Below are 20,654 nucleotides of genomic sequence, written 5' to 3' on the forward strand. Positions count from 1 at the left end.
ACATAGAAATTGACACTGCAAGCTCCTCGGCTCCTTGCTTCAGTGTCAGTATGTCTCGCTCATCACCTCAAGCCGCGCCAGATGGGGTCAGCTTGGCGCTTACAATTTTTCGCGTATGTGTTCCGATCCACCTCTCATACGTCGGGCGAATGGCCGATCGGGATTTACGACGCGCCAAAAGGGCGCGCTGCCGTCTTGACTGATATGCACCAAGTGCCGCCGCACAGTCACTGGGCAGCAGGCGTCTGCTCCGTATTTTGCCGCGAGCTTACGTCGTAACTCTGCAAGGTCCGACAAGTGGCCAGGTCGCGCAGCCCGGAGCTCGTCTGCGACCATGTTCTCCGTTGGGATCAGCATGCTCTGCGTAAGGTTTTTGCCTTTGAGTCGCGTTCTGACCACCGGCAATTCGCTCATAATTCACCTCCAGGAACTCCCCTACTGAAGACGAATAAGAATGCCGCAATCCGACAAAATCTCGGATTGATTTGATTGCCGTGGCTCGAGGCCACAGCCGTGAACCCACAAAGACGCCTCCGGCCGGCACCAATTCCTTGCAATGCACACATCAAAACCCCCGCTTGCCTTATGGCGCCGGTTACGAAACGGAACTTTACGTCTTCGCCGACATGGCTCGAACTGCAGCTCTAGCCGGCATCCCGGTTGGTCAAAGCGATGTGGCAGCAGCCGGAACCGTGGCCCGGCGTCCAGGTGACGTTGTCGAAGCGCACTCCGGTGGCCTCGAACAGGCCGCGGTCGAAGGCGCCGGCGATGCGGCAGAGCGTGGCGAGCTTCTTGTCGCCAACGCCGGCTTCGACCCAAGCGTCCTTCAGCGGACAGCGCTTGACCTTGAAGGCGATGCGGCCTTGGCCGCGTTCGACGTCGGTCGGATACATGCGGCCGCCATCCGGGCTGACGGCGAGGAACGCCTCGCCGATTGCCGGTGCGTCGTTCGGGCCGAAATCGGCGAAGGCCGACGCCGCAACCTCCTTGCCGCGCCGTTCGATGGTGCGGATCATGATAGCCTCAGCCTTTTCCGCGCCAACTTCCGCGGTTAGCTCGTCGAGCAACAGACGATAGAGATCGGCGCGGTTACGGAAGGCGGAATCGAGTTCGCGCGACAGTTTTTCGGCTCGGGCTTCGACGTCGGTCATGATGCGTCCTGTTCGATCCTTGACAGTCTTGGCGCTGCCGCCACCAGCGCCTTGCCGATCGCGGATTGCGGCGCGTCGATGACGGTACGGGCATCGCCGCTCTCGGCAATGCGCCCGGCGTCCAAAATGGCGACGCGGTGGGCGATGGCACGGACGACACCGAGATCGTGCGAAATGAACAGATAGGCGATGCGCTCCTCGCGTTGAAGGTCGAGCAGCAGCCGCAGGATCTGCCCGCGCACCGAAACGTCGAGCGCCGACACGGCCTCGTCGAGCACGACCAGCGACGGTTTTGTGGCGATCGCGCGGGCGATTGCGACGCGTTGGCGTTGGCCGCCGGAAATTTCGTGAATGGCGCGGCCGGCGAGACCGGGACTGAGGCCGACGCGTTCCAGCAGAGTGGCAATACGGCGCGGGCGCTCGGCACGAGAGGCAATGTGATGGATGCGCAAGGGGTCATCGAGCACGCGCGCCACCGTGGCGCGCGGGTTCAAGGCGGCGAGCGGATCCTGAAACACCATCTGCAGACGAGCGCGCCGGTGGCGCAAGGCAGCGCCGTTCATTGACAGGAAGTCGCTGCCTTCAAATTCGATATGGCCGGCGTCGGGTTCGATGAGCCGCAGCATCAGCCGGGCTATCGTCGACTTGCCGCTGCCTGAAGGTCCGGCCAGCGCCAGCGTCTCGCCAGCTTCGATGTGGAAGGAAACGTTATCTGCCGCGGCAATGATCTTGCCGCCGCGAGGGTATCGTTTGGTCAGGCCGGAAACGGCGAGCAGAGGACTGGTCATGTTCGCTGCAACAGCGGCTCGGCGTCGAGGCCGAGATGAGCGTCAAGCAGCGCCCGAGTGTAAGTGTGCCGCGGCGCACTGACGACCTGCGCCGTCGCACCGAGTTCGATCAATTCGCCATTCCGGAACACGGCGATGCGCCCCGCCAGCTCAGCGGCCAGCGCGATGTCGTGGCTGACGAACAACAGCGTCATGCCGTCCTCGGCCACCAATTGCTGAATTAGCGCGACGATCTCGGCCTGCACGATGGTGTCCAGCGCGCTGGTCGCCTCATCGGCGATCAGCAGTTTCGGGCCGGACGCGATTGCCGCGGCGATGGCGACGCGCTGCTTCTGGCCGCCGGAAAGCTGGTGTGGAAAGGCATGCATAGCCGCATTGGGGTCGGGCAGACGGACCCGTTCAAGCAAGTTTTGGGCCTTCGCGTAGGCTTGCGGCCAATTGAGGCCGAGGTGGGTGTAGGCGACCTCGGCGATCTGCTTGCCAATTGGCATCACCGGGTCAAGGCTCGCCGATGGATCCTGGAAGATGAAGCCGATGTCACGGCCGCCGATTGAAGCATGGTCGCGAAGACTTGCAGGCTGACGTCCCGTCGCACCCCCCTCTGTCCTGCCGGACATGTCCGGCAGGACAGAGGGGGGTGTCTTGGCACCAGACATTGGCGGCGGGCGCAAGAGCCAATCGATGCGGCCTTCGATCCTGGCAGAACCCGGCAGCAGCCCGGCAATGGCAAGCGCCAGCGTGCTCTTGCCCGAACCGCTCTCGCCGATGATGGCAAAGCGCTCGCCGGCGGGAATGTCGAGGCTGACACTCTTTAGTGCCGTCACCTCGGAGCCATCGCGGCGATAGGTCACCGTCAGATTGCGGATCGAAAGCAGCGCCGTCACGACAGGCCCCTCCTCACCGCCGTCGTCTCGACGACGCCTTCGCCGGCGAGATACACACCTAGCACCGTGAGCACGAGTGCTATTCCCGGAACGATCGACAGGAACGGCGCGGTGCGCAGCACGGCACGGCCTTCGGCGATCATGCCGCCCCAGGTAACGCGGTTGGGGTCGCCGAGGCCGAGAAAGGACAATGCCGCTTCGGTGAGAATCGCCGCGGCGACGATCACCGACGACAATGCCAGTACCGGCGGTAATGCGTTGGGCAGCACCTCGCGAAAGGCGATCTCCAGCGGATGCATGCCGATGACGCGGGCGCCCGCTACAAAATCGCGCTCGCGGATCGACAGCACTTCGGCTCGCGCCACGCGTGCCGGTCCGGTCCAGGCGCCCAGTGCGATCGCCGCGACGACGACGCCGAGCGACGGCCCGACGATGCTGACGAAAGCCAAAGCCAGCAGAAAAGCTGGCACGGTCTGGAAAGCGTCGGTGATGCGCATCAGCACTTCGTCGATAAGGCCGCCGGCAAAGCCGGCCAGCGTGCCGATCACTGCGCCGACGGCAAGGGCGGCGGCGGCGGCCGCCAGGCCGACCGCCAGCGAGGTGCGGGCGCCGTGGAAAAGCTCGGCCAGCATGTCACGGCCGAGGCGGTCGGTGCCTAGTGGTAGCGACCAGTCCTGGAACGGCGGCAGCAATGCCGGCCCGGCAATGGCCTGCGGATCGCCGGGAAAGAACAAAGGTGCGGCAAGCGCCACGGCAAACAGCGCCGCCAGGATGACAATGCCGGCGATCGCTTCCGGCGTCCGGAGAAAACGGCGAAGCGGGTTCACGCGCCGGCCTCATTGGCTCTGACGCGCGGATCGAGGACGGCGTAGGCGATGTCGACGAGAAGGTTGATGATGACGACCAGAACGGCGCTGACGAGAATGATGCCGAGCAGCAACGGCGTGTCGCGTGCCGCCACCGCTTCCTGCGCCAATCGGCCAAGGCCTGGCACCGAAAAGACGCTTTCGATGACGACGCTGCCGCCCAGCATTTGCGCGGACTGCAGGCCAAGCATGGTGACCAGCGGCAACAGCGCGTTGCGGGCGACATGGGCGAGCACGACGCGACGGCGGGAAAGTCCCCTGGCGCGAGCGGCGAGGACAAAATCCTGCCGCCAGACCTCGGCCATGCCGGCGCGCATCATGCGCAGATAGAGCGCGAGATAAATGAAGCCGAGCGCGGAGACCGGCAGGACGAGATGGCGGGCGATGTCGCCAGCGCGATCAAGGCCGGTCCTGGCCGAGGCGATGCTCTCGATGCCGCCGATCGGAAACCAGCGCAGGTCGACGGCAAAGACGATGATCAGCACCAGCCCGAGCCAGAAGCCCGGTATGGCATAGACCGCCAGCGAGCCGATAGACAGGAAGCGATCACGGACGCTGCCGGGTCTGGCGCCGGCATAGATGCCGAGCACCGAGCCGAGTCCGAAGGAGAGCGCAGTGGCGCTGCCCATCAACAGCAGCGTGTTGGGCAGGCGCTCGGTGATGACATCGCGGATCGGCCGCGAAAAGGTGACGGACTGGCCAAGGTCGAGATGCAGCAGCGCCCAAAGGTAATTGGCCAGCCGCGTCAGCTCAGATTGGTCGAGCCCCCAGCGGTGACGCAACAGCTCGATCATGCCGGCGTCGCCGCCGGTCGAGACGATGTAGGCATCGACCGCATCGCCGGGAGCGGCTTCGAGCAACAGGAAGGTGCCGATGACGACAATCAGCAACACGAAGATGCTGCCGACGAGGCGACGGCGAAGGAGGGTGAGGGCGCGGCTCACGGCGGCGCCGGGTGCTTGGCGCAGTGGCAATTAGGAGATGCGGTGTTTCTTCCCACCCCCCTCTGTCCTGCCGGACATCTCCCCCGCAAGGGGGGAGATCGGATGTCATTAGCGATTTCGCCAATCTTCAACGCAGCAGGCAAATAAGCCGACGTTGCGGCCAGCCAATCTCCCCCTTTGCGGGGGAGATGTCCGGCAGGACAGAGGGGGGTGTGAAGGAACTCGGTATTTGACCAAGTTTCCACACGGATTTCGGCGCGAATTTTCATCCGCCAGAATGTGTCACGATTCTAAATAGGTGTCCGCCCAGTTCGACACCGCCCAGCGCGGGGTGTTGGCGATGTTCTTGACCGTATCGCGGGCGACGCTGATGAAACTCCATTCGGCGACGTTGATCAGTGGCAGGTCGGCGGCAACTTTTCTCTGGAACTCCTTGTAGAGTTCGGTGCGGGCGGCGGTGTCAAGCGTCTCCGATGCCTTGGCGATCAGAGCGTCGAGATCGGCGTTCTTGTAGCCGCCCTGGTTGGAGAAAGGCACCCCGTCGGGAATGCCGCTCTGCACCAGGATGGTGGTCGAGATCGCCGGATCGCCGCGGAACACCGGCGGCCCGACCGCAAGGTCGAAGGCGTGGTCGGTGTAAACCGCCTTGATATGCGCGGCAGAGTCGTTGTTGACCAGCTGGGCGTCGATGCCGATGGCGGCGAGCGCCTGACGAAGATAGTCGCCGAACTGCTTGGTCTCGTTGAAATAGGGCGCCGGCAGCAGTTTCAGCGAAAAGCGCTTGCCATCATCGCCTCGGCTGTAGCCGGCCTCGTCGAGCAAGGCGTTGGCCTTGGCGACGTCGAAAGCATAGGTCGGCACGTCGGCGGTGTAGAATTGCGGGTCGTTTTTCGGCACCGGGCCAGTGGCGGTGGCGGCATAGCCGAGAAACACCGTCTTGACGACGAAATCCTTGTCGATAGCGTGAGCGATCGCCTGGCGCACTTTCAGGTCGGCCAGCTCCTTGCGGCGATGGTTGATCTCGACGACCAGTTGGTAAGTCAGCCCTTCGTATCCTTTGGTGATCACCTTGAGGCCGGGCACTTTGGAGATGCGGTCGAGATCGGCCAGGGGCACGGCGGAGAAGGCGGCGAGCTGGATCTCTTCGGCCTCGAGCGCGCTGGCCGCCGACGTGCGGTCCGGCAGCACCTGATAGATGATCTCATCGAGATAGGGCTCGTCCTTGCCCCAATAGTCGGTGTTCTTCTCCAGCCGGTAATATTCGCCGGGCTTGTATTCGGCAAATTTGAACGGTCCGGTGCCGACCGGGGCGTTGTTGGCCGGGTTGTCCTCGATCTTTCCGGTCTCGTAGATGTGCTTGGGCACCACGCTGCTCAGCGCCGGCAAGGCGTTGCGGATCAGCTGGAACGGGGTCGGCTTGGCGAATTTGAACACGGCGGTCGCCTCGTCCGGCGTGTCGACCGCCTCCAGATCCTTGAACACGGTGCGGCCGAGATTCTGCAGCGGTTTCCAGACCTGCAGCGCCGAGAAGGCGACATCGGCTGAGGTGAAGGGCTTCCCGTCATGCCATTTGACGGCCTCGCGCAGTTTGAACGTCACCGACAGGCCGTCGGCGGCGCCTTCCCAGCTGAGCGCCAGCCGTGGCTCGAGCCCGTCCTTGCCGCCGAAGGAGGCCTCGGCCAAGGTTTCCACGATCTTGCTCGAGATGAAGAAGACGCCGTTCGAGGCGACAATCGCCGGATTGAGATTGCGCGGCTCGGAATCAGCGGCGACAACCAGTCGTCCGCCCTTTTTCGGCGTCTGCGCCCAGCCGATCGTCGGCATGGCGGTGGAGGCCAGCAGCAATGCCGAACCCGCAAGTATCGTACGCCTGGAAATGGTGAACTCTGGCATGATCGAACTCCGTCCTCTCCGCGACCCGGCCGGGTGCGCCGTACCCCTCGGACGCTCGTGAGCATCCTGCAAAGCTGATTATGGCCCTTGTCCGGGGTTTCGCCAGAGACGGAATTGGCGCATCCTCACGTGGCTTTGAAATTTCCGTCCGCTGGACCAGTTACAGGGAAGCGGTCCAATGCGCTGATCTGGCCGGACCAGATTAGACCATGCCGGTAGCGGAATGAGCTTTTGGCGCCCGCTCGACCCATTCTGGCTGGACCAGACCGGGCAAAATGATGCAGATTTGAGGGGAGCCAAGGCTCTAAAACCAGAAAGGCCGGCGCCACGTGCGGTCGGTCATGGCACTTCAGGGAGAGAGACAATGAACGTTGCTCCGGGCAAGAATGTCGTCGGCAGCGTGCCGTTCGACCAGGCCAGGGTGGACGGGCTGATGGAGGAAGCCGGCATCGACGTGCTGCTCGCCACCTCCAAGCACAACACGCAATATCTGCTTGGCGGCTACAAGTTCATCTTCTTCGCCGCCATGGATGCGATCGGCCATAGCCGCTATCTGCCTGTCGTCGTCTACGAGAAAGGCGGGCCGGAGCATGCCGCCTATATCGGCAACCGCATGGAGGGCGGCGAGCACCAGAACCATCCGTTCTGGACGCCGACACTGCATGCCGCCTGCTGGGGCACGCTCGATGCCGCCAACCTGGCGGTCGAGCATTTGCGGAAGATCGGCAAGGGCAATGCCCGCATTGGCATCGAGCCCGCCTTCCTGCCGTCCGACGCCTATATGCTGATCCGCAACGCGCTGCCGGACGCCAAGCTGATCGACGCCACGCACATGCTGGAGCGCATGCGAGCAATCAAAACCGAAGCCGAGCTGGAGAAGCTGCGCATTGCTTCGGAGCTGATCACCGATTCCATGCTGGCGACCATCGGCTGGGCACGCGAAGGCACAACCAAGAGCGAGATCATCGAACAGCTCAGGCGCGAGGAGACCAATCGCGGCGCGCATTTCGAATATTGCCTGTTGACGCTAGGCTCCAGTCACAACCGCGCGGCCTCGCCGCAAACGTGGAAGAAGGGCGAGGTGATGTCGATCGATTCCGGCGGCAACTACCACGGCTATATCGGCGACCTTTGCCGCATGGGCGTGCTGGGTGAGCCTGACGCCGAACTCGAGGATCTGCTGGCCGAGATCGAGACGGTGCAGCAGGCGGCCTTCTCCAAGGTAAAGGCGGGCACGCTGGGCGGTGACATGATTTCTCATGCCGAAGGCGTGCTGAAGAAATCCAAGGTTGCGGCCTATACCGATTTCTTCGCGCATGGCATGGGGCTGATCACGCACGAAGCGCCGTTCCTGATGACCAACCATCCGGTGACCTATGAAGGCACCTATGCCGCAAAGCCGCTGGAGAAGAACATGGTGCTTTCGGTCGAGACGACCATGCTCCACCCGACGCGCGGCTTCATCAAGCTGGAGGACACGGTGGCGGTGACCGGCGCCGGTTACATTATGTTCGGCGATCGGGGTAGGGGCTGGAACAGGGGCGGGGCTTAGGCGCCGTCTATCTCAATTCCCACCTGACGGCAGCAGCCTGAAATCCGGCAGGTCGCGCAGTGCCAATTCCGGCCCGGCCGGCGAATAGACGACGAAAAGCTGCATCGGCGCGTCGCCGGTATTGAGCGTCGAATGGAAGCGGCTTTCCGGCACATAGATGGTGCAACCGGGGCCGACCTTCTCGACGACCGGATTGCCCTTCTCGTCTTCGACCATCTGCTCGCCATTGCCTGAGATGACGAAAATGATCTCCTCGGCACCCGGATGGTTATGACGCGTATGGCCCTTGCCCGACGGCAGGTCGACGACACCACCGGAAAAGCGCTTCGCGCCGTTCACTTCGGGAGCGACCGTCAGCGACAGCCTGCCCCAGTCGAAGCCGAAGGCGCTGACGTCTTTTGGGTATACGAACACCTTGCTGTTGTCGGTCATCGTCTCACCCCTTCTTCTACGCAGCGCCGAACGTGACGGCCTTGAAATCCGCCGTTTGCCTGGCGATCGAAGCTTCCGCCGGCAGCCGTTCCATCGAACTCGCGCCGTAGAAACCGTGCAGGCCCTTGCAGCGCTCGAGAATATATTTGGCGTCGTCCGGCATCGAGATCGGCCCGCCATGGCAAAGCAGGATGATATCCTCGCGCACTGAGCGTGCCGCTTCGGCAATGGCGTCGATCTCCTTCACACAGTCGTCCAGCGATTTAGCCGAGGTCGCACCGATCGAACCGCCGGTGGTCACCCCCATATGGGCGACGACGATGTCGGCGCCGGCTTGTGTCATGGCGCGAGCCTCGTCTGGATTGAAGACGTAGGGCGTGGTCAACAGGTCGAGTTTGTGAGCCTCGGCGATCATGTCGACCTCGAGCCCGAAGCCCATGCCGGTTTCTTCAAAACTCTGCCGCATCTGGCCGTCGAACAGGCCGATGGTCGGAAAGTTCTGCACACCGGAAAAGCCCATCGTCTTCAACTCGGCCAAAAGCAGCGGCATGATGACGAAGGGATCGGTGCCGTTGACGCCGGCCAGCACCGGCGTCTTCTTCACTACCGGCAGCACTTCGTAGGCCATCTCCTTGACGATCTCGTTGGCGTTGCCATAGGCGAGCAGGCCGGCGGCCGAGCCGCGCCCGGCCATGCGGTAGCGGCCGGAATTGTAGATGATGATCAGGTCGATGCCGCCAGCTTCCTCTGCCTTGGCCGACAGGCCGGTGCCGGCACCGCCGCCGACGATCGGAACGCCGTCCGCGATCATCTTGCGGAATTTCTCCAGGATTTTCTTGCGCGGTATGGCGGCCATATCTTGGTGTCTCACTGTCTGGCGATGTCGAGGAAGGCCGTTGTGGCGGCCCAGGCGAATTCGGGGTCGTTGATATGCAGCGGCAGGCGCAGAACGCGCCGCGTTTTGGCGGGTTTGATGGTGCGCTCGATCGCCTCGAACAAAGCTGCATCGGCTTCAGGGTCGAAGAAGGCGCCGCCTTCGATGTCGAGCGCCGACACGCCTTTCTCCGGAATGAGGAAACGAACCGGACCCTGGCAGAGGCTCAGCCTTGTACCGATCCATTCGCCGATCATTCTGCTTTCGTCGGCGGTGGTGCGCATCAGTGTGACGTTTGGATTGTGCTCATAGAATAGCCGGCCGCGATAGCGTTCCGGAATTGTTGGCGGCGCCCAGAAATTGACCATGTCGAGCGCGCCGACCGAGCCGACATAAGGCAGCCCGGTGCGGGCGATGGCACCAAAGCGATCGTCCGTCGCCGGCAGCACGCCGCCAAACAGCAAGTCGCAGACTTCGGTCGTGGTGATGTCGATGACGCCGGACAACAAGCCGCTGTCGGCCAATTTTTCCATGGTGCGGCCGCCGGTTCCAGTGGCATGAAATACCATACAGTCATAAGTCGAACGAAGTTCGTCGGCGTTGGCGGTCACGCACGGCGTGGTGACGCCGAACATGGTGAGGCCTATCGAGGGTCTGCCGTCGGCCGGCGGCGCCGGCTTTGCCGCCATGCCTGATATCGCCTGGGCGGCATTGTGGAGCACGACACGGGAAAGCCGGTTGAGGCCGGCCATGTCGGTCACCGACGGCATCATGACGATGTCGGAGACGTCGACATAAGGCGCGGTGTCGCCGGAGGCCAAGGTCGAAACCATGATCTTGGGCAGGCCGAGCGGCAGCGTGCGCATGCCTGTGGTGATGATCGAGGTGCCGCCGCCACCGCCGATGCCGATAATCCCGGCAATATCGCTACGCGATTGAACAAATCGGGCAAAGGCGGCAGCCATCGCCGCCACTGCGGTGCCGTGGTCGTCGACGCCGAGCACGGCATTGCGACCCTCTGAATGGTGGCTGGCGACCTCGTCTGCCGAAACATCGACCGGCACGGTCGCGCCGCGTGTTCCGATGTCGACACGGGCAATCGAAGCGCCGGTTGCGGCGACCGCATCGGCCAGAAAAGCGAGTTCCTCGCCCTTGGTGTCGGCGGTGCCCACCACATAGATGCGCTTCATCGCGTTTCCCCGGTCCTGGGCGTGTTCGACGCTGCCGCCCCTTTGCCCGGCCATTCGACGGCGCGAAGGGCCATTGCAATTTTTTGAGACGCGCGTATCGTATTGACATGAATGTCTCACGTCAACAAGCGGCAACGGACGACGATGCCGGCCAGGGGCCGAACCCGCGGGTAGAGCGCGGGGCCCGCGCGCGCACCAGGCGGCTGATGCTGGAGACGGCGACAAAGCTGATGCAGGCGGGCGCCACGCCGTCGGTCAGCGAGGTGGCGGAGGCGGCGGAAGTCTCACGCGCCACCGCCTATCGGTATTTTCCGAGCCAGGCGGCGCTGGTGCAGGCGGTGGTCGATGAGGGGCTCGGACCGATCCTTACCTGGAAATCGAGCTCTGCCGATCCCGAGCGCCGGGTGGCCGAGCTGTTCGAGACCGCCATGCCGCGCATCGAGGCCTTCGAAGCGACGTTCAAGGCGGCGCTGAAACTGTCGCTCGACCAGTGGGCGCAGCGACAGGCAGGCACGTTTGACGGCGAACCGGCGTTCACGCGCGGCCATCGCGTCGATCTTTTGAAAGATGCGATTGCGCCACTCAAAGGCCGGTTGCCGCCGCGCGAATTCAAGCGGCTCGCGCAGGCGCTGTCATTGATCTTCGGTGTTGAGATGCTGATCGTACTGAAGGATATATGGGGATTGGACAGCCGCAGTATGATGTCGGTCGCGCAATGGGCCGCCAGCGCGCTGGTACGCGCAGCTGTGACGGAATCGATGATTGAAGGAGATGGGATCGCACCGATGACAGCCGCTAGATGACGCCAATCTGGTTCGACCAGATTTGCACCCTGCCTACTCATACTATTGGCGATGCAGCGGCCGAGGCAAGGCCCCTCTGTATCAAGGAGTAGGAAAATTCAGGGAAAACAGGCAGATATCGCAGAAACCAACTTGTCTGCGTGTCCGCCGCCGTCCAAGAAAGGGCTTGACGTTCGTCTGAAATTGGTAATACCAGATCAGGACAAATAAAGCGGATCAAAGGGTGAAGGCTAATATCCGTTTCGGTCGAACGAGGAGGCTCAAAAACCGGAACGGTGCCGTCACGGGAGGACTACCAGGGCCGGCCTCGCCGCCGGCTCGCATGACGCGGTAGAATGCGCACAAGGGAGGAAATCATTATGCGCAAGACAATGACCAGCTTGCTTGCTGGTATCGGCTTAGTGCTAGCCTGCGGAACGTCCGTCTACGCGCAGGAAAAGGAACTTACAATCTTCTGGGCGGAATGGGATCCGGCCAATTACCTGCAGGAACTCGGCAACGAGTACGAGAAGGAAACCGGCGTCAAAATCACGGTGGAAACCACACCGTGGCCCGACTTCCAGACCAAAGCCTTCACCGAGTTCAACGCCCATGGCGACGCCTATGATATGGTCGTCGGCGACTCGCAATGGCTCGGTGCCGGCTCGACCGGTGGCCACTATGTCGACCTGACCGACTTCTTCAACAAGCACAAGGTCGGCGACGTGATGGCACCGGCGACGGTGAAGTACTACGCCGAATATCCGGGCGGCAGCAGCAAGTACTGGGCCATCCCGCTTGAAGGCGACGCTGTCGGCTGGTCCTACCGCAAGGACTGGTTCGAGGATCCGAAGGAAAAGGAAGCCTTCAAGGCCAAGTATGGCTACGATCTCGACGTGCCGAAGGATTTCAAGGCGCTGCGCGACATCGCCGAGTTCTTCTACCGGCCGGACCAGAAAAAATACGGCATCGCCATCTACACCGACAATTCCTATGACGCGATGGCGATGGGCTTCGAAAACGCGCTGTTCTCCTTTGGCGGCGAGCTGGGTGACTATAAGACCTACAAGGTCGATGGCTTCATCAACTCCGACAAGGCGATCGCGGCGCTCGACGCCTACAAGGAACTCTACAAGTTCACGCCTCCGGGCTGGGCCAAGTCGTTCTTCGTCGAGGACAACCAGGCGATCACTGAAAACCTGGCGGCGATGAGCATGAACTACTTCGCGTTCTTCCCCTCGCTGATCAACGAGGCGTCGAACCCGAACGCCAAGAACACCGGCTTCTTCGCCAATCCTCCCGGCCCGAACGGGGACCAGTTCGCCGCACTCGGCGGTCAGGGCATCTCCATCGTTTCCTACTCGCAGAAGCAGGAAGAGGCGACCAAGTTCCTGGAATGGTTCATCAAGGACGAGACCCAGAAGAAATGGGCAGCGCTTGGCGGCTACACCTGCAGTGCCGCCGTGCTCAAGTCGCCCGAATTCCAGAACGCCACGCCCTACAACAAGGCGTTCTACGAGACCATGTTCAAGGTCAAGGACTTCTGGGCGGTTCCGGAATATGCCGAACTGCTGCAGCAGCTCAACCAGCGCATCTACCCCTACATGATCGGCGGCGAAGGCACCGCCAAGGAGACGCTGGACGCACTGGCAGCCGACTGGAACGCGACCTTCAAGAAATACGGCCGCGGCCAATAAGTATGAAGCTTCACGGAGGGGGCGTTCGTGCCTCCTCCGTTTCTTTTTCTGATTCTTGAACCGGGAGCAGGGTCTTGGCGACCACGATGATCACCACGCTGGACGGGTCCTCGCGGGCCGCTGCTCGCGGTCTAAGCGACATTTCGATCCGCAATCTCTTCATCATCCCGACGATCCTGTTTCTGATCGTCTTCAACATCTTCCCGCTGATCTATTCGCTGGGCTATTCGTTCACCGATTTCCGCGCCTCGACCAGCGCGGCGGCGAATTTCGTCGGGCTGCAAAACTATCGCGACCTGCTCAGCGATCCCTATGTCTGGTCCAACTTCGCCATCACCGCAAAATACGTCATCATCTCGGTCGCCGGCCAGCTGCTCGTCGGCTTCGGCGTGGCCATGCTGCTCAACCGCGACATTCCGCTCAAGGGCCTGCTGACGACGCTCCTGTTGTTGCCGATGATGCTGTCTATGGCCGTCGTCGGCCTGTTCTGGAAACTGCTCTACGATCCGTCCTTCGGCATCATCAATTATGCGCTGGGCCTCGGCACCTTCGAATGGCTGTCGGATCCGAAAATGGCGCTCTATGCGGTCGCGCTGACCGATATCTGGATGTGGTCGCCCTTCGTCATGCTGTTGTCGCTGGCCGGCCTGTCGGCCGTGCCCAAGCATCTCTACGAGGCCGCCGCGATCGACAGGGCCGGGCCGTTCTACACCTTCTTCCGCATCACGCTGCCGCTGGTCGCGCCGATCCTGATGATCGCGGTCATCTTCCGCACCATGGAAGCGTTCAAGACCTTCGACCTCGCCTATATCCTGACCAGCCAGCCGACGGCGGAGCTGATCTCGATCCGGCTCTACAAGATGGCGTTCCAGGAATGGCAGACCGGGCGCTCCTGCGCGCTCGCCTACATCGTGTTGATCATGGTGCTGGCGATCACCAACATCTATGTCAAATACCTCAACAAGGTGAAGGAGCGCTGAGATGGCCGCAGTCCGCACTTCTTCCGAAATCACCTTCAACCGGGTCGCCATCGTCGCCGTCCTGCTGGTGACGATCATCTTCCTGGCGCCGATCTACTGGATAGCCTCGACGGCGTTCAAGCCGCGCAACCTCGCCACCACCATTCCGCCGACGGTGGTTTTCCAGCCGGAGATATCGCCCTTCGTCAAGTTGTTCACCAAGCGTTCGCAGCTGCGCAGCCCGCCATCACCGGAGGAGTACGCGGCTGCGCCGTGGTGGGAGCGCGTCGTCTTCAATGGCGGCGAAAAGATCGTGCGCGACGGCAAGGGCCAGGTGCAGTGGTCGGGCTATCCGAGCCGTTTCATGAACTCGCTGATCGTTGCCATAACCTCGACCGTCCTGGCCGTCGGCATGGGCACCTTCACCGCCTATGGGTTCTCGCGCTTCAAGGTGAAAGGCGAGGCGGACCTGCTGTTCTTCATCCTGTCGACGCGCATGCTGCCGCCGGTGGTCGTCGCCATTCCGATGTTCCTGATGTACCGGGCGGTCGGCCTCAACGATTCCCATGTCGGCCTGATCATCCTTTACACCGCCTTCAACCTGTCCTTCTCGGTGTGGCTGATGAAAGGCTTCATGGACGAGATCCCCAAGGAGTATGAGGAGGCGGCCCTCGTCGACGGCTATACGCGCATGGAGGCCTTCTTCAAGATCGTGCTGCCCGAGGCCGCCACCGGCATCGCCGCCACCGCCGTGTTCTGCTTTATCACGGCGTGGAACGAATATGCCTTCGCACTGATCATGACCAGCCGCCGTGCCCAGACGGCGCCGCCTTTCATTCCCAGCCAGGTCGGCGCCGGCCTGCCGGACTGGACGGTGATTGCCGCCGGAACCTTCCTGTTCCTGCTGCCGGTTGCGATCTTCACCTTCCTGCTCCGCAACCACCTCTTGCGCGGCATGTCCTTCGGAGCGATCCGCAAATGAGTTTTCGCGACATCAATCAGAAATATCTTGAACCGGGCAGCCAGGTGCTGATGGTGCTCGGCATCATCGCGCTCTGCCAGCCATGGCACATGCTGCTGCACAGCTACGGCGTGACCATCATCCTGATCGGCCTGATCGGCTTCAACATCACCTCCAAGATCGCGCCGGAGGAGAAGGCCGGCACCGGGCAAGGGGCAAACCCGGGGGCACAGCATTGACCCAGATCGAGCTTCGCGGCGTCCAGAAATATTTCGGCGCCGTCCAGGTCATCAAGGACCTCAACCTGAAGATCGACGATAACGAGTTCATCGTGCTGCTCGGCCAGTCGGGCTGCGGCAAGACGACGACGCTCAGGGCCGTTGCCGGACTGGAGACGATCGACGGCGGCGACATCCTCATCGACGGCAAGCCGGTCCAGCACCTCAAGGCCGCCGACCGCGACATCGCCATGGTCTTCCAATCGTTCTCGCTCTATCCGCATATGAGCGTCTACGAGAACATCGCCTTTCCACTGAGGGCGACGCGCAAGAGCAAGGCCGAGATCGACAGCGAGGTGCGCTCGGTCGCCAAGACGCTGCAGATCAGCGATCTCCTCGCCAAGAAACCGTCGGCCCTGTCCGGCGGCGACATGCAGCGCGTCGCGATCGGCCGAGCCTTGGTGCGGCGGCCGAAGGCGATGCTGATGGACGAGCCGATCGGCGCGCTCGATGCCAAGCTGCGCGAGGAGATGCGGGCCGAGATCAAGCGGCTGCACATCAAGCAGGGCTCGACCAGCATCTACGTCACTCACGACCAGATCGAGGCGATGAGCCTCGCCGACCGCATCGTCATCATGCATGAGGGCGTACTGCAGCAGGTCGGCTCGCCGGACGAGGTCTATTCGCATCCGGCGAATCTTTTCGTCGCGCAGTTTGTCGGCAGCCCGGTGATGAACGTCGCCGACGCTTCGGTGACCGAGAAAGCCTCGTCGGCCTCGGTCACGGTCGGCGATGCGGCCGCCGGCTTCGAATTCCCGCGCACCTTGCTGTCGAAGCTCAACGGCCATGCCGGCGGCCAGCTCGCGCTCGGCATCCGGCCGGAAGGCGTTCTCGTTCGCCGCGAAGCCGCCGAGGGGTTCTTGCCGGTGGAGACGCAGATCGTTGAGCCGCTCGGCTCCTTCGATATCGTCGACCTCAAGGTCGGCTCCAAGATGCTGCGTGCACGCACCAAGAGCGGCTTCATCGGCGGCCCCGGCGAAAGGGTCTTCGTCAGAATCGATCCCAGCCAGGCGCATTTCTTCGACACGGCGAGCGGCAAATCGCTGGGAGTGAGACTCTGATGGCCCACATCCAGCTCAAGAACATTTCGAAGAAATTCGGCAACCACACCGCTTTGACCGGGCTCGACCTCGACATCGCCGACGGCGAGTTCTTCGTCCTGCTCGGCGAGACCGGCGCCGGCAAGACGACGACGCTGCGCATGATTGCCGGCCTGGAAAAACCGAGCGAAGGCCAGGTCTTTATCGACGGCGTCGATGTCGCCGATTGGGGCGCGGCCGAGCGCGACGTGGCGCTGGTGCTGCAGCAATATTCGCTCTATCCGCGTTATACGGTGCGCGAAAACCTCGAATTTCCGCTGAAGCCGAAGATCCGCCGGTTGCCCGATGCCGAGATCAAGGATCGTGTCGACCGCGCTGCCAGGACACTGCGGATCGAGCATCTGCTCGACCGCAAGACCGACCGGCTTTCAGGCGGCGAGATGCAGCGCGTCTCGATCGGCCGCGCCATCGTGCGCAAGCCGCGGGTATTCCTGATGGACGAGCCGTTGTCGGCGCTCGACGCCAAATTGCGCGAGGCGCTGCGCACCGAATTGAAGAACCTGCAGATGCAGCTCGGCGCCACCTTCCTGTTCGTGACGCACGATCAGATCGAGGCGATGTCGATGGGTGACAAGGTCGGCGTGCTCAACCATGGCCGCATCGTCCAGACCGGCACGCCGTACGAGATCTACAATAATCCGCGCGACACCTACGTGGCGAGCTTCGTCGGCTCGCCGCCGATGAACCTCATCGATGGCAAGCTTGTTAACGGACGTGCGGTGATGGCACCGCTGAATTTCGAATTGCCGTTTGCGGGGGGTGCCAAGACTTCGGGGGGTGCCAAGACGGGCGCGGCGACCGACGGTCGCCCGCTCGTCTTCGGTATTCGTCCCGAGGACGTCTATCTCGAGACCGGCGCGCCGGTCGAGGCGCGGGTCCATGACGTCGAGAACCATGGCGTCGAGAAGATCCTGACGCTGCGGGTCGGCGACGCCATGCTGCGCGCCACTGTGCCGGCCAGGACCGACGTGCAGATAGAGCAGCCGGTGCGCTTTGCCTGGAACCCGGACAAGGTGGTGCTGTTCGACAAGGGCAGCGGAATAAGCCTGCGTCACGCCGGCTAAGTACAAGCCTCTTTACTGCAGCTAGAGCGGGATGCGTTCAAATTGACCGTGCATCCCGCTCTAGCTATCTATTTTAGTCGCATTTGTGCGACGCCGTGTGATTCCACTTGGCTGCGAAATGCTCGAGTCTTCCCGTCATCCCCCGTACGGGGGATGCGGATGCTCCGATTTGTCGAATAGGCTGATCCTTTGGTCCCAAACGGGCTTTGCACGCCCAATTTGGAGACCCAAAACGGAGGGTTGGCTATGGGAAATCTGTTACGCAGCTTTGCGACGATCCTGCTTGTCGCGGGTATGGGATTGTCGGCGGTGCATCTGAGCGAGGCGCAGGCAGCCAAGAAAGTTGTCGCCGGTGCGAAGGTCGACGCCAAGAAGATCAAGGATCTCAACGGCACGGTCAATCTGTCCACCAGTGACTGCAAGCTGTTGTTGAGCGGCACCGTTGTCGAAGTCTCGGATGGCAGGTGCGGGGCTTCCGGCAAATATTGCAAGAGCAGCGCCGGCTCGGCCTGCATCACCGAGCAATAACCCGGCCAACGTTTAGCCGGCCTGGCGGATCTCCGCCTGTTCCTCGGCCCGGAAATGGCTGGGCGGCGATCCGATTACCCGCTTGAAGGCGCGGCTGAAGGAGGCGTCGGATTCGTAGCCGAGGCGCGCCGCGACGACGGAAATCTTGAGCCGGTCGCGGACCAGCCATTGCCGCGCCTGGTGCATCCGTACCTGCGTAACGTACTTTGCCGGTGTTTCGCCGACAATGGTTGCGAAGCGCTCGGCGAAACCTGATCGCGAGGCGCCCATCATCTTCGCCAGAGCGTCCACCGTCCAGTCGCGGCTCGGTTCCAGATGGATCGCGGCCAGCACCCGGCCGATCTCGCGGTCCCTCACCGCCGCGATCCATCCGGAAGAGTCGCCGCAGCCGCGCTCGACCCATGAGCGGATGACGGTCGCGGCGAGCACATCGGCCAGCCGCGCCAGGATGCCGCCGGAGCCGACGCGCTCCATCGTCACCTCGCGGGCCATCGCCTCCAGCAAATGCGGGATACCTGGCTCATAGGCTTCCAACTCATGCGCGCGCATCACGTCCGGCATCATGCCGAGCAAGGGGTGCAAGCCATCGAGATTGAAATACATGCTGCCGAAAAACAGCAAGGTGCCCGGACGGCAGCCGGGCACGCCGTCGTTCGACATGCAATAGACACCCTTGCAGATCTCCTCGACCTCATAGCCGTGGATCGGCGCCGCCTCGATACCCGGCTCGCTCGCCAGCGTGTGGGCTGAACCGCGCGGCAACAACACCGCGTCGCCCGCCTTGAGCTCGACCCATTCGCCGGACGGCTGCAGCAACCAGCAGCCTTTGCGACCGATGAAATGAAACCGTGCCGCCGCCTGAGCCGGAAAATGGATGCCCCAGGGTTCCTTCATCTCGCAACGGCCGTAATCGACGCCTTCGAGGCGCAATCCGCGCAATATGTCTGTCAGCGGATCACCGGTGACAGGGATTTTGGACGAACGGTCAAGCATAATGGTGTTTCTAGCATGGAAACTCCGGACAGTCACTCCCTATGTTGCACTGCAGCCAGATGCTGCGCTGCAACCAGATCGGAGATCCCTCATGACCGAACCCGCGACAGGCGTCATGGACGCCGTTCTCGACCTGACGGAAACCGGCGAACGATCCGAGCCCGCATGGGGGGCGGTGGTCTCCTTGGCGCTCGGAGTCTTCGGCCTGGTGACCGCGGAATTTCTGCCTGCCAGCCTGCTGACGCCGCTTGCGCAGGATCTCGGCATCACCGAAGGCGCCGCAGGGCAGGCGGTAACGGCCACCGCCGTCATTGGCGCGATTGCGGCGCCGACAATGGCCATTGTCACCAAGCGGCTGGACCGCAGGCTGGTCATGTGGGCGCTGACGGTGCTGCTTGTGCTGTCAAATCTGGTAGCCGCGTTTGCGTCGTCGCTTCCCGTTCTTCTGATCGCCCGTATCATGCTTGGCATTAGTCTCGGTGGCTTCTGGTCGATGTCAGCAGCCATGGCGATGCGGCTCGTTCCGATGCGGCTGATGCCGCGCGCCATGTCGATCATCCTCACCGGCGTTTCGGTGGCGACGGTCTGTGCGGCTCCGGTCGGCGCCTATGTCGGCGACATCTGGGGATGGCGGACGGCCTTCATGATCGCCGCCGTGGTGGGCGCGCTAGCGCTGCTCGTGCAGGTGGCTACCATTCCGAAGCTGCCGCCGGCAGGTACGGCAGGTTTTCGCACGCTGCTGGAGGTGATGAAGCGGCCGATGATCAGGGTGGCACTGCTGGTGGTGCTGCTGGTCGCCTCGGGACACTTTGCCGGCTTCACCTATGTCCGCCCGTTTCTCGAGAAGGTGCCCGCGCTGGACATCGAGACGATCTCGCTTGTGCTGCTCGCCTACGGCATTGGTGGCTTCTTCGGCAATTTTGCCGGCGGCTTCATGGCGGAACGCAGCCTCAAGGCAGCCGTCAGCCTGGCGCCTCTGCTGATCGCGTTTTCGGCGCTCCTGCTGCTGGTGGTCGGAGGCTCACCCGTCGTGGCTGCAATAGCGGTGGCCAGCTGGGGCTTTGCCTTCGGCGCCGTCCCAGTCGGGCTGCAGACCTGGCTGGTGCGAGCCGCCCCCGATCAGGCGGAAAGCGCCGGCGGGCTGATGGTCATGACGTTCCAGGTCGCCATCGCGTTGGGCGCCGTCTTCGGCGGCCTGCTGGTCGACAATACCGGCGTTGCCAGCGCCTTCGCCTATTGCGCGGCGGCGACGTTGCTTGCGGCATTGGCGGCGTTCTTCCTTGGCCCCAAGCCGATCGACGACCCCAATTCCTAAACGGAACGGCCGTCGAAGTCGAAGACCGGCACGGCGGCGACGTCCAACGCCTCGATGCAATGGATGTTGATATAGGCACTTCGCCCGCTCCCTTCGCCGACATCCTCGGCGAAGGGGTGAATGCCGCAGCTGCGGCAGAAGCGGTGGGCGATGACATGGTTGCCGAAGCTGTAGCGGCCGAGATCATCGCCCCAGGCAAGCACCCGCATGCTCTCATGCGGCACTGCCCATAGCAGTGCACCCTTGCGCGAGCAGATCGAGCAATTGCACCGTACGGCTCCGGTCAGCTCGCCTTCGACCCCGAACGCGACCTTGCCGCAGTGGCAGCTGCCTTCGTAGAGCATCGGGCCTTCCTCCTTCGGTTCGACAGGTGCAAACCTGACCGTGCCGGGCTATGTCTCCT

Annotated in this window: 21 protein-coding genes; 10 read left to right on the forward strand and 11 right to left on the reverse strand. The window is 62.7% G+C overall.

What is annotated here, in order from left to right; all coding sequences use genetic code 11:
- Positions 1–644: 644 nt before the first annotated feature.
- From NKH89_RS24945 to NKH89_RS24970, 6 genes are all read right to left on the reverse strand, one after another.
- Positions 645–1,151, reverse strand: a complete 507-nt coding sequence (locus NKH89_RS24945) for an L-2-amino-thiazoline-4-carboxylic acid hydrolase (RefSeq protein ID WP_023722304.1) — start codon at positions 1,149–1,151, stop codon at positions 645–647.
- Positions 1,148–1,939, reverse strand: a complete 792-nt coding sequence (locus tag NKH89_RS24950; RefSeq protein WP_352910419.1) for an ATP-binding cassette domain-containing protein — start codon at positions 1,937–1,939, stop codon at positions 1,148–1,150. Before NKH89_RS24950 ends, NKH89_RS24945 begins: the two co-directional genes overlap by 4 nt.
- Positions 1,936–2,823 carry an ABC transporter ATP-binding protein gene (locus tag NKH89_RS24955; protein WP_352910422.1) on the reverse strand — a complete coding sequence of 296 codons (888 nt, stop codon included), beginning with the start codon at positions 2,821–2,823 and terminating at the stop codon, positions 1,936–1,938. The genes NKH89_RS24950 and NKH89_RS24955 overlap by 4 nt, the downstream gene beginning before the upstream one ends.
- Positions 2,820–3,650 (reverse strand): ABC transporter permease, encoded by an 831-nt coding sequence (locus NKH89_RS24960; protein ID WP_023722306.1) that lies wholly within the window; start codon positions 3,648–3,650, stop codon positions 2,820–2,822. The genes NKH89_RS24955 and NKH89_RS24960 overlap by 4 nt, the downstream gene beginning before the upstream one ends.
- On the reverse strand, positions 3,647–4,633 hold the full coding sequence (locus tag NKH89_RS24965; protein ID WP_352484963.1) for an ABC transporter permease: 987 nt from the start codon (positions 4,631–4,633) through the stop codon (positions 3,647–3,649). Before NKH89_RS24965 ends, NKH89_RS24960 begins: the two co-directional genes overlap by 4 nt.
- A 282-nt stretch (positions 4,634–4,915) precedes the next feature.
- On the reverse strand, positions 4,916–6,526 hold the full coding sequence (locus NKH89_RS24970) for an ABC transporter substrate-binding protein (protein WP_352592826.1): 1,611 nt from the start codon (positions 6,524–6,526) through the stop codon (positions 4,916–4,918).
- 364 nt (positions 6,527–6,890) lie between these two features.
- On the opposite strand from NKH89_RS24970, the gene NKH89_RS24975 reads away from it, so the two are divergent.
- On the forward strand, positions 6,891–8,078 hold the full coding sequence (locus tag NKH89_RS24975; RefSeq protein ID WP_352484965.1) for a M24 family metallopeptidase: 1,188 nt from the start codon (positions 6,891–6,893) through the stop codon (positions 8,076–8,078).
- A gap of 12 nt (positions 8,079–8,090) precedes the next feature.
- On the opposite strand, the gene NKH89_RS24980 is transcribed toward NKH89_RS24975, so the two are convergent.
- Genes NKH89_RS24980 through NKH89_RS24990 form a run of 3 tightly spaced genes read right to left on the reverse strand, consistent with a single transcriptional unit; the run spans position 8,091 to position 10,574 of the window.
- A complete protein-coding gene (locus NKH89_RS24980; protein ID WP_023722310.1) occupies positions 8,091–8,510 on the reverse strand; it encodes a cupin domain-containing protein in 420 nt (139 codons plus the stop codon).
- 16 nt (positions 8,511–8,526) lie between these two features.
- A complete protein-coding gene (locus NKH89_RS24985; RefSeq protein ID WP_352484966.1) occupies positions 8,527–9,366 on the reverse strand; it encodes a phosphoenolpyruvate hydrolase family protein in 840 nt (279 codons plus the stop codon).
- Positions 9,367–9,377: 11 nt separating this feature from the next.
- The gene (locus tag NKH89_RS24990; RefSeq protein ID WP_352910427.1) at positions 9,378–10,574 is read right to left on the reverse strand and encodes a Tm-1-like ATP-binding domain-containing protein; all 1,197 of its coding nucleotides are present in this window, start codon (positions 10,572–10,574) and stop codon (positions 9,378–9,380) included.
- 107 nt (positions 10,575–10,681) lie between these two features.
- Here NKH89_RS24990 and NKH89_RS24995 point away from each other — a divergent pair, with 107 nt between their 5' ends.
- The 8 genes from NKH89_RS24995 (at position 10,682) to NKH89_RS25030 (ending at position 17,943) form a co-directional block, all read left to right on the forward strand.
- The gene (locus NKH89_RS24995) at positions 10,682–11,377 is read left to right on the forward strand and encodes a TetR/AcrR family transcriptional regulator (RefSeq protein ID WP_023722313.1); all 696 of its coding nucleotides are present in this window, start codon (positions 10,682–10,684) and stop codon (positions 11,375–11,377) included.
- Positions 11,378–11,736: 359 nt separating this feature from the next.
- Complete coding sequence (locus NKH89_RS25000; RefSeq protein WP_023722314.1) at positions 11,737–13,053, forward strand: ABC transporter substrate-binding protein; 1,317 nt, start codon at positions 11,737–11,739, stop codon at positions 13,051–13,053.
- Between the two features lie 74 nt (positions 13,054–13,127).
- Positions 13,128–14,033, forward strand: coding sequence for a carbohydrate ABC transporter permease (locus NKH89_RS25005; RefSeq protein WP_352858374.1), 906 nt, complete (start codon positions 13,128–13,130; stop codon positions 14,031–14,033).
- A 1-nt stretch (position 14,034) separates the two neighbouring features.
- Positions 14,035–14,994 carry a carbohydrate ABC transporter permease gene (locus NKH89_RS25010; RefSeq protein ID WP_023722316.1) on the forward strand — a complete coding sequence of 320 codons (960 nt, stop codon included), beginning with the start codon at positions 14,035–14,037 and terminating at the stop codon, positions 14,992–14,994.
- Complete coding sequence (locus tag NKH89_RS25015) at positions 14,991–15,212, forward strand: hypothetical protein (RefSeq protein WP_023722317.1); 222 nt, start codon at positions 14,991–14,993, stop codon at positions 15,210–15,212. Before NKH89_RS25010 ends, NKH89_RS25015 begins: the two co-directional genes overlap by 4 nt.
- Positions 15,209–16,312: an ABC transporter ATP-binding protein gene (locus NKH89_RS25020; RefSeq protein ID WP_352484972.1), complete on the forward strand. Its 1,104-nt coding sequence runs from the start codon at positions 15,209–15,211 to the stop codon at positions 16,310–16,312. The genes NKH89_RS25015 and NKH89_RS25020 overlap by 4 nt, the downstream gene beginning before the upstream one ends.
- Positions 16,312–17,415, forward strand: a complete 1,104-nt coding sequence (locus tag NKH89_RS25025) for an ABC transporter ATP-binding protein (RefSeq protein WP_023722319.1) — start codon at positions 16,312–16,314, stop codon at positions 17,413–17,415. Before NKH89_RS25020 ends, NKH89_RS25025 begins: the two co-directional genes overlap by 1 nt.
- A gap of 246 nt (positions 17,416–17,661) precedes the next feature.
- On the forward strand, positions 17,662–17,943 hold the full coding sequence (locus NKH89_RS25030) for a hypothetical protein (protein ID WP_352483638.1): 282 nt from the start codon (positions 17,662–17,664) through the stop codon (positions 17,941–17,943).
- Positions 17,944–17,955: 12 nt separating this feature from the next.
- On the opposite strand, the gene NKH89_RS25035 is transcribed toward NKH89_RS25030, so the two are convergent.
- Positions 17,956–18,936, reverse strand: a complete 981-nt coding sequence (locus NKH89_RS25035) for an AraC family transcriptional regulator (RefSeq protein WP_023721991.1) — start codon at positions 18,934–18,936, stop codon at positions 17,956–17,958.
- A 91-nt stretch (positions 18,937–19,027) separates the two neighbouring features.
- On the opposite strand from NKH89_RS25035, the gene NKH89_RS25040 reads away from it, so the two are divergent.
- Complete coding sequence (locus NKH89_RS25040; protein WP_352515841.1) at positions 19,028–20,251, forward strand: MFS transporter; 1,224 nt, start codon at positions 19,028–19,030, stop codon at positions 20,249–20,251.
- Here the strand turns inward: NKH89_RS25040 and NKH89_RS25045 are convergent.
- A complete protein-coding gene (locus tag NKH89_RS25045) occupies positions 20,248–20,595 on the reverse strand; it encodes a GFA family protein (protein WP_352910431.1) in 348 nt (115 codons plus the stop codon). The genes NKH89_RS25040 and NKH89_RS25045 overlap by 4 nt on opposite strands.
- Positions 20,596–20,654: the final 59 nt, after the last annotated feature.

This window comes from Mesorhizobium sp. M0923 (assembly GCF_040319365.1).
In the GTDB taxonomy this organism is placed as follows: Bacteria; Pseudomonadota; Alphaproteobacteria; order Rhizobiales; family Rhizobiaceae; genus Mesorhizobium.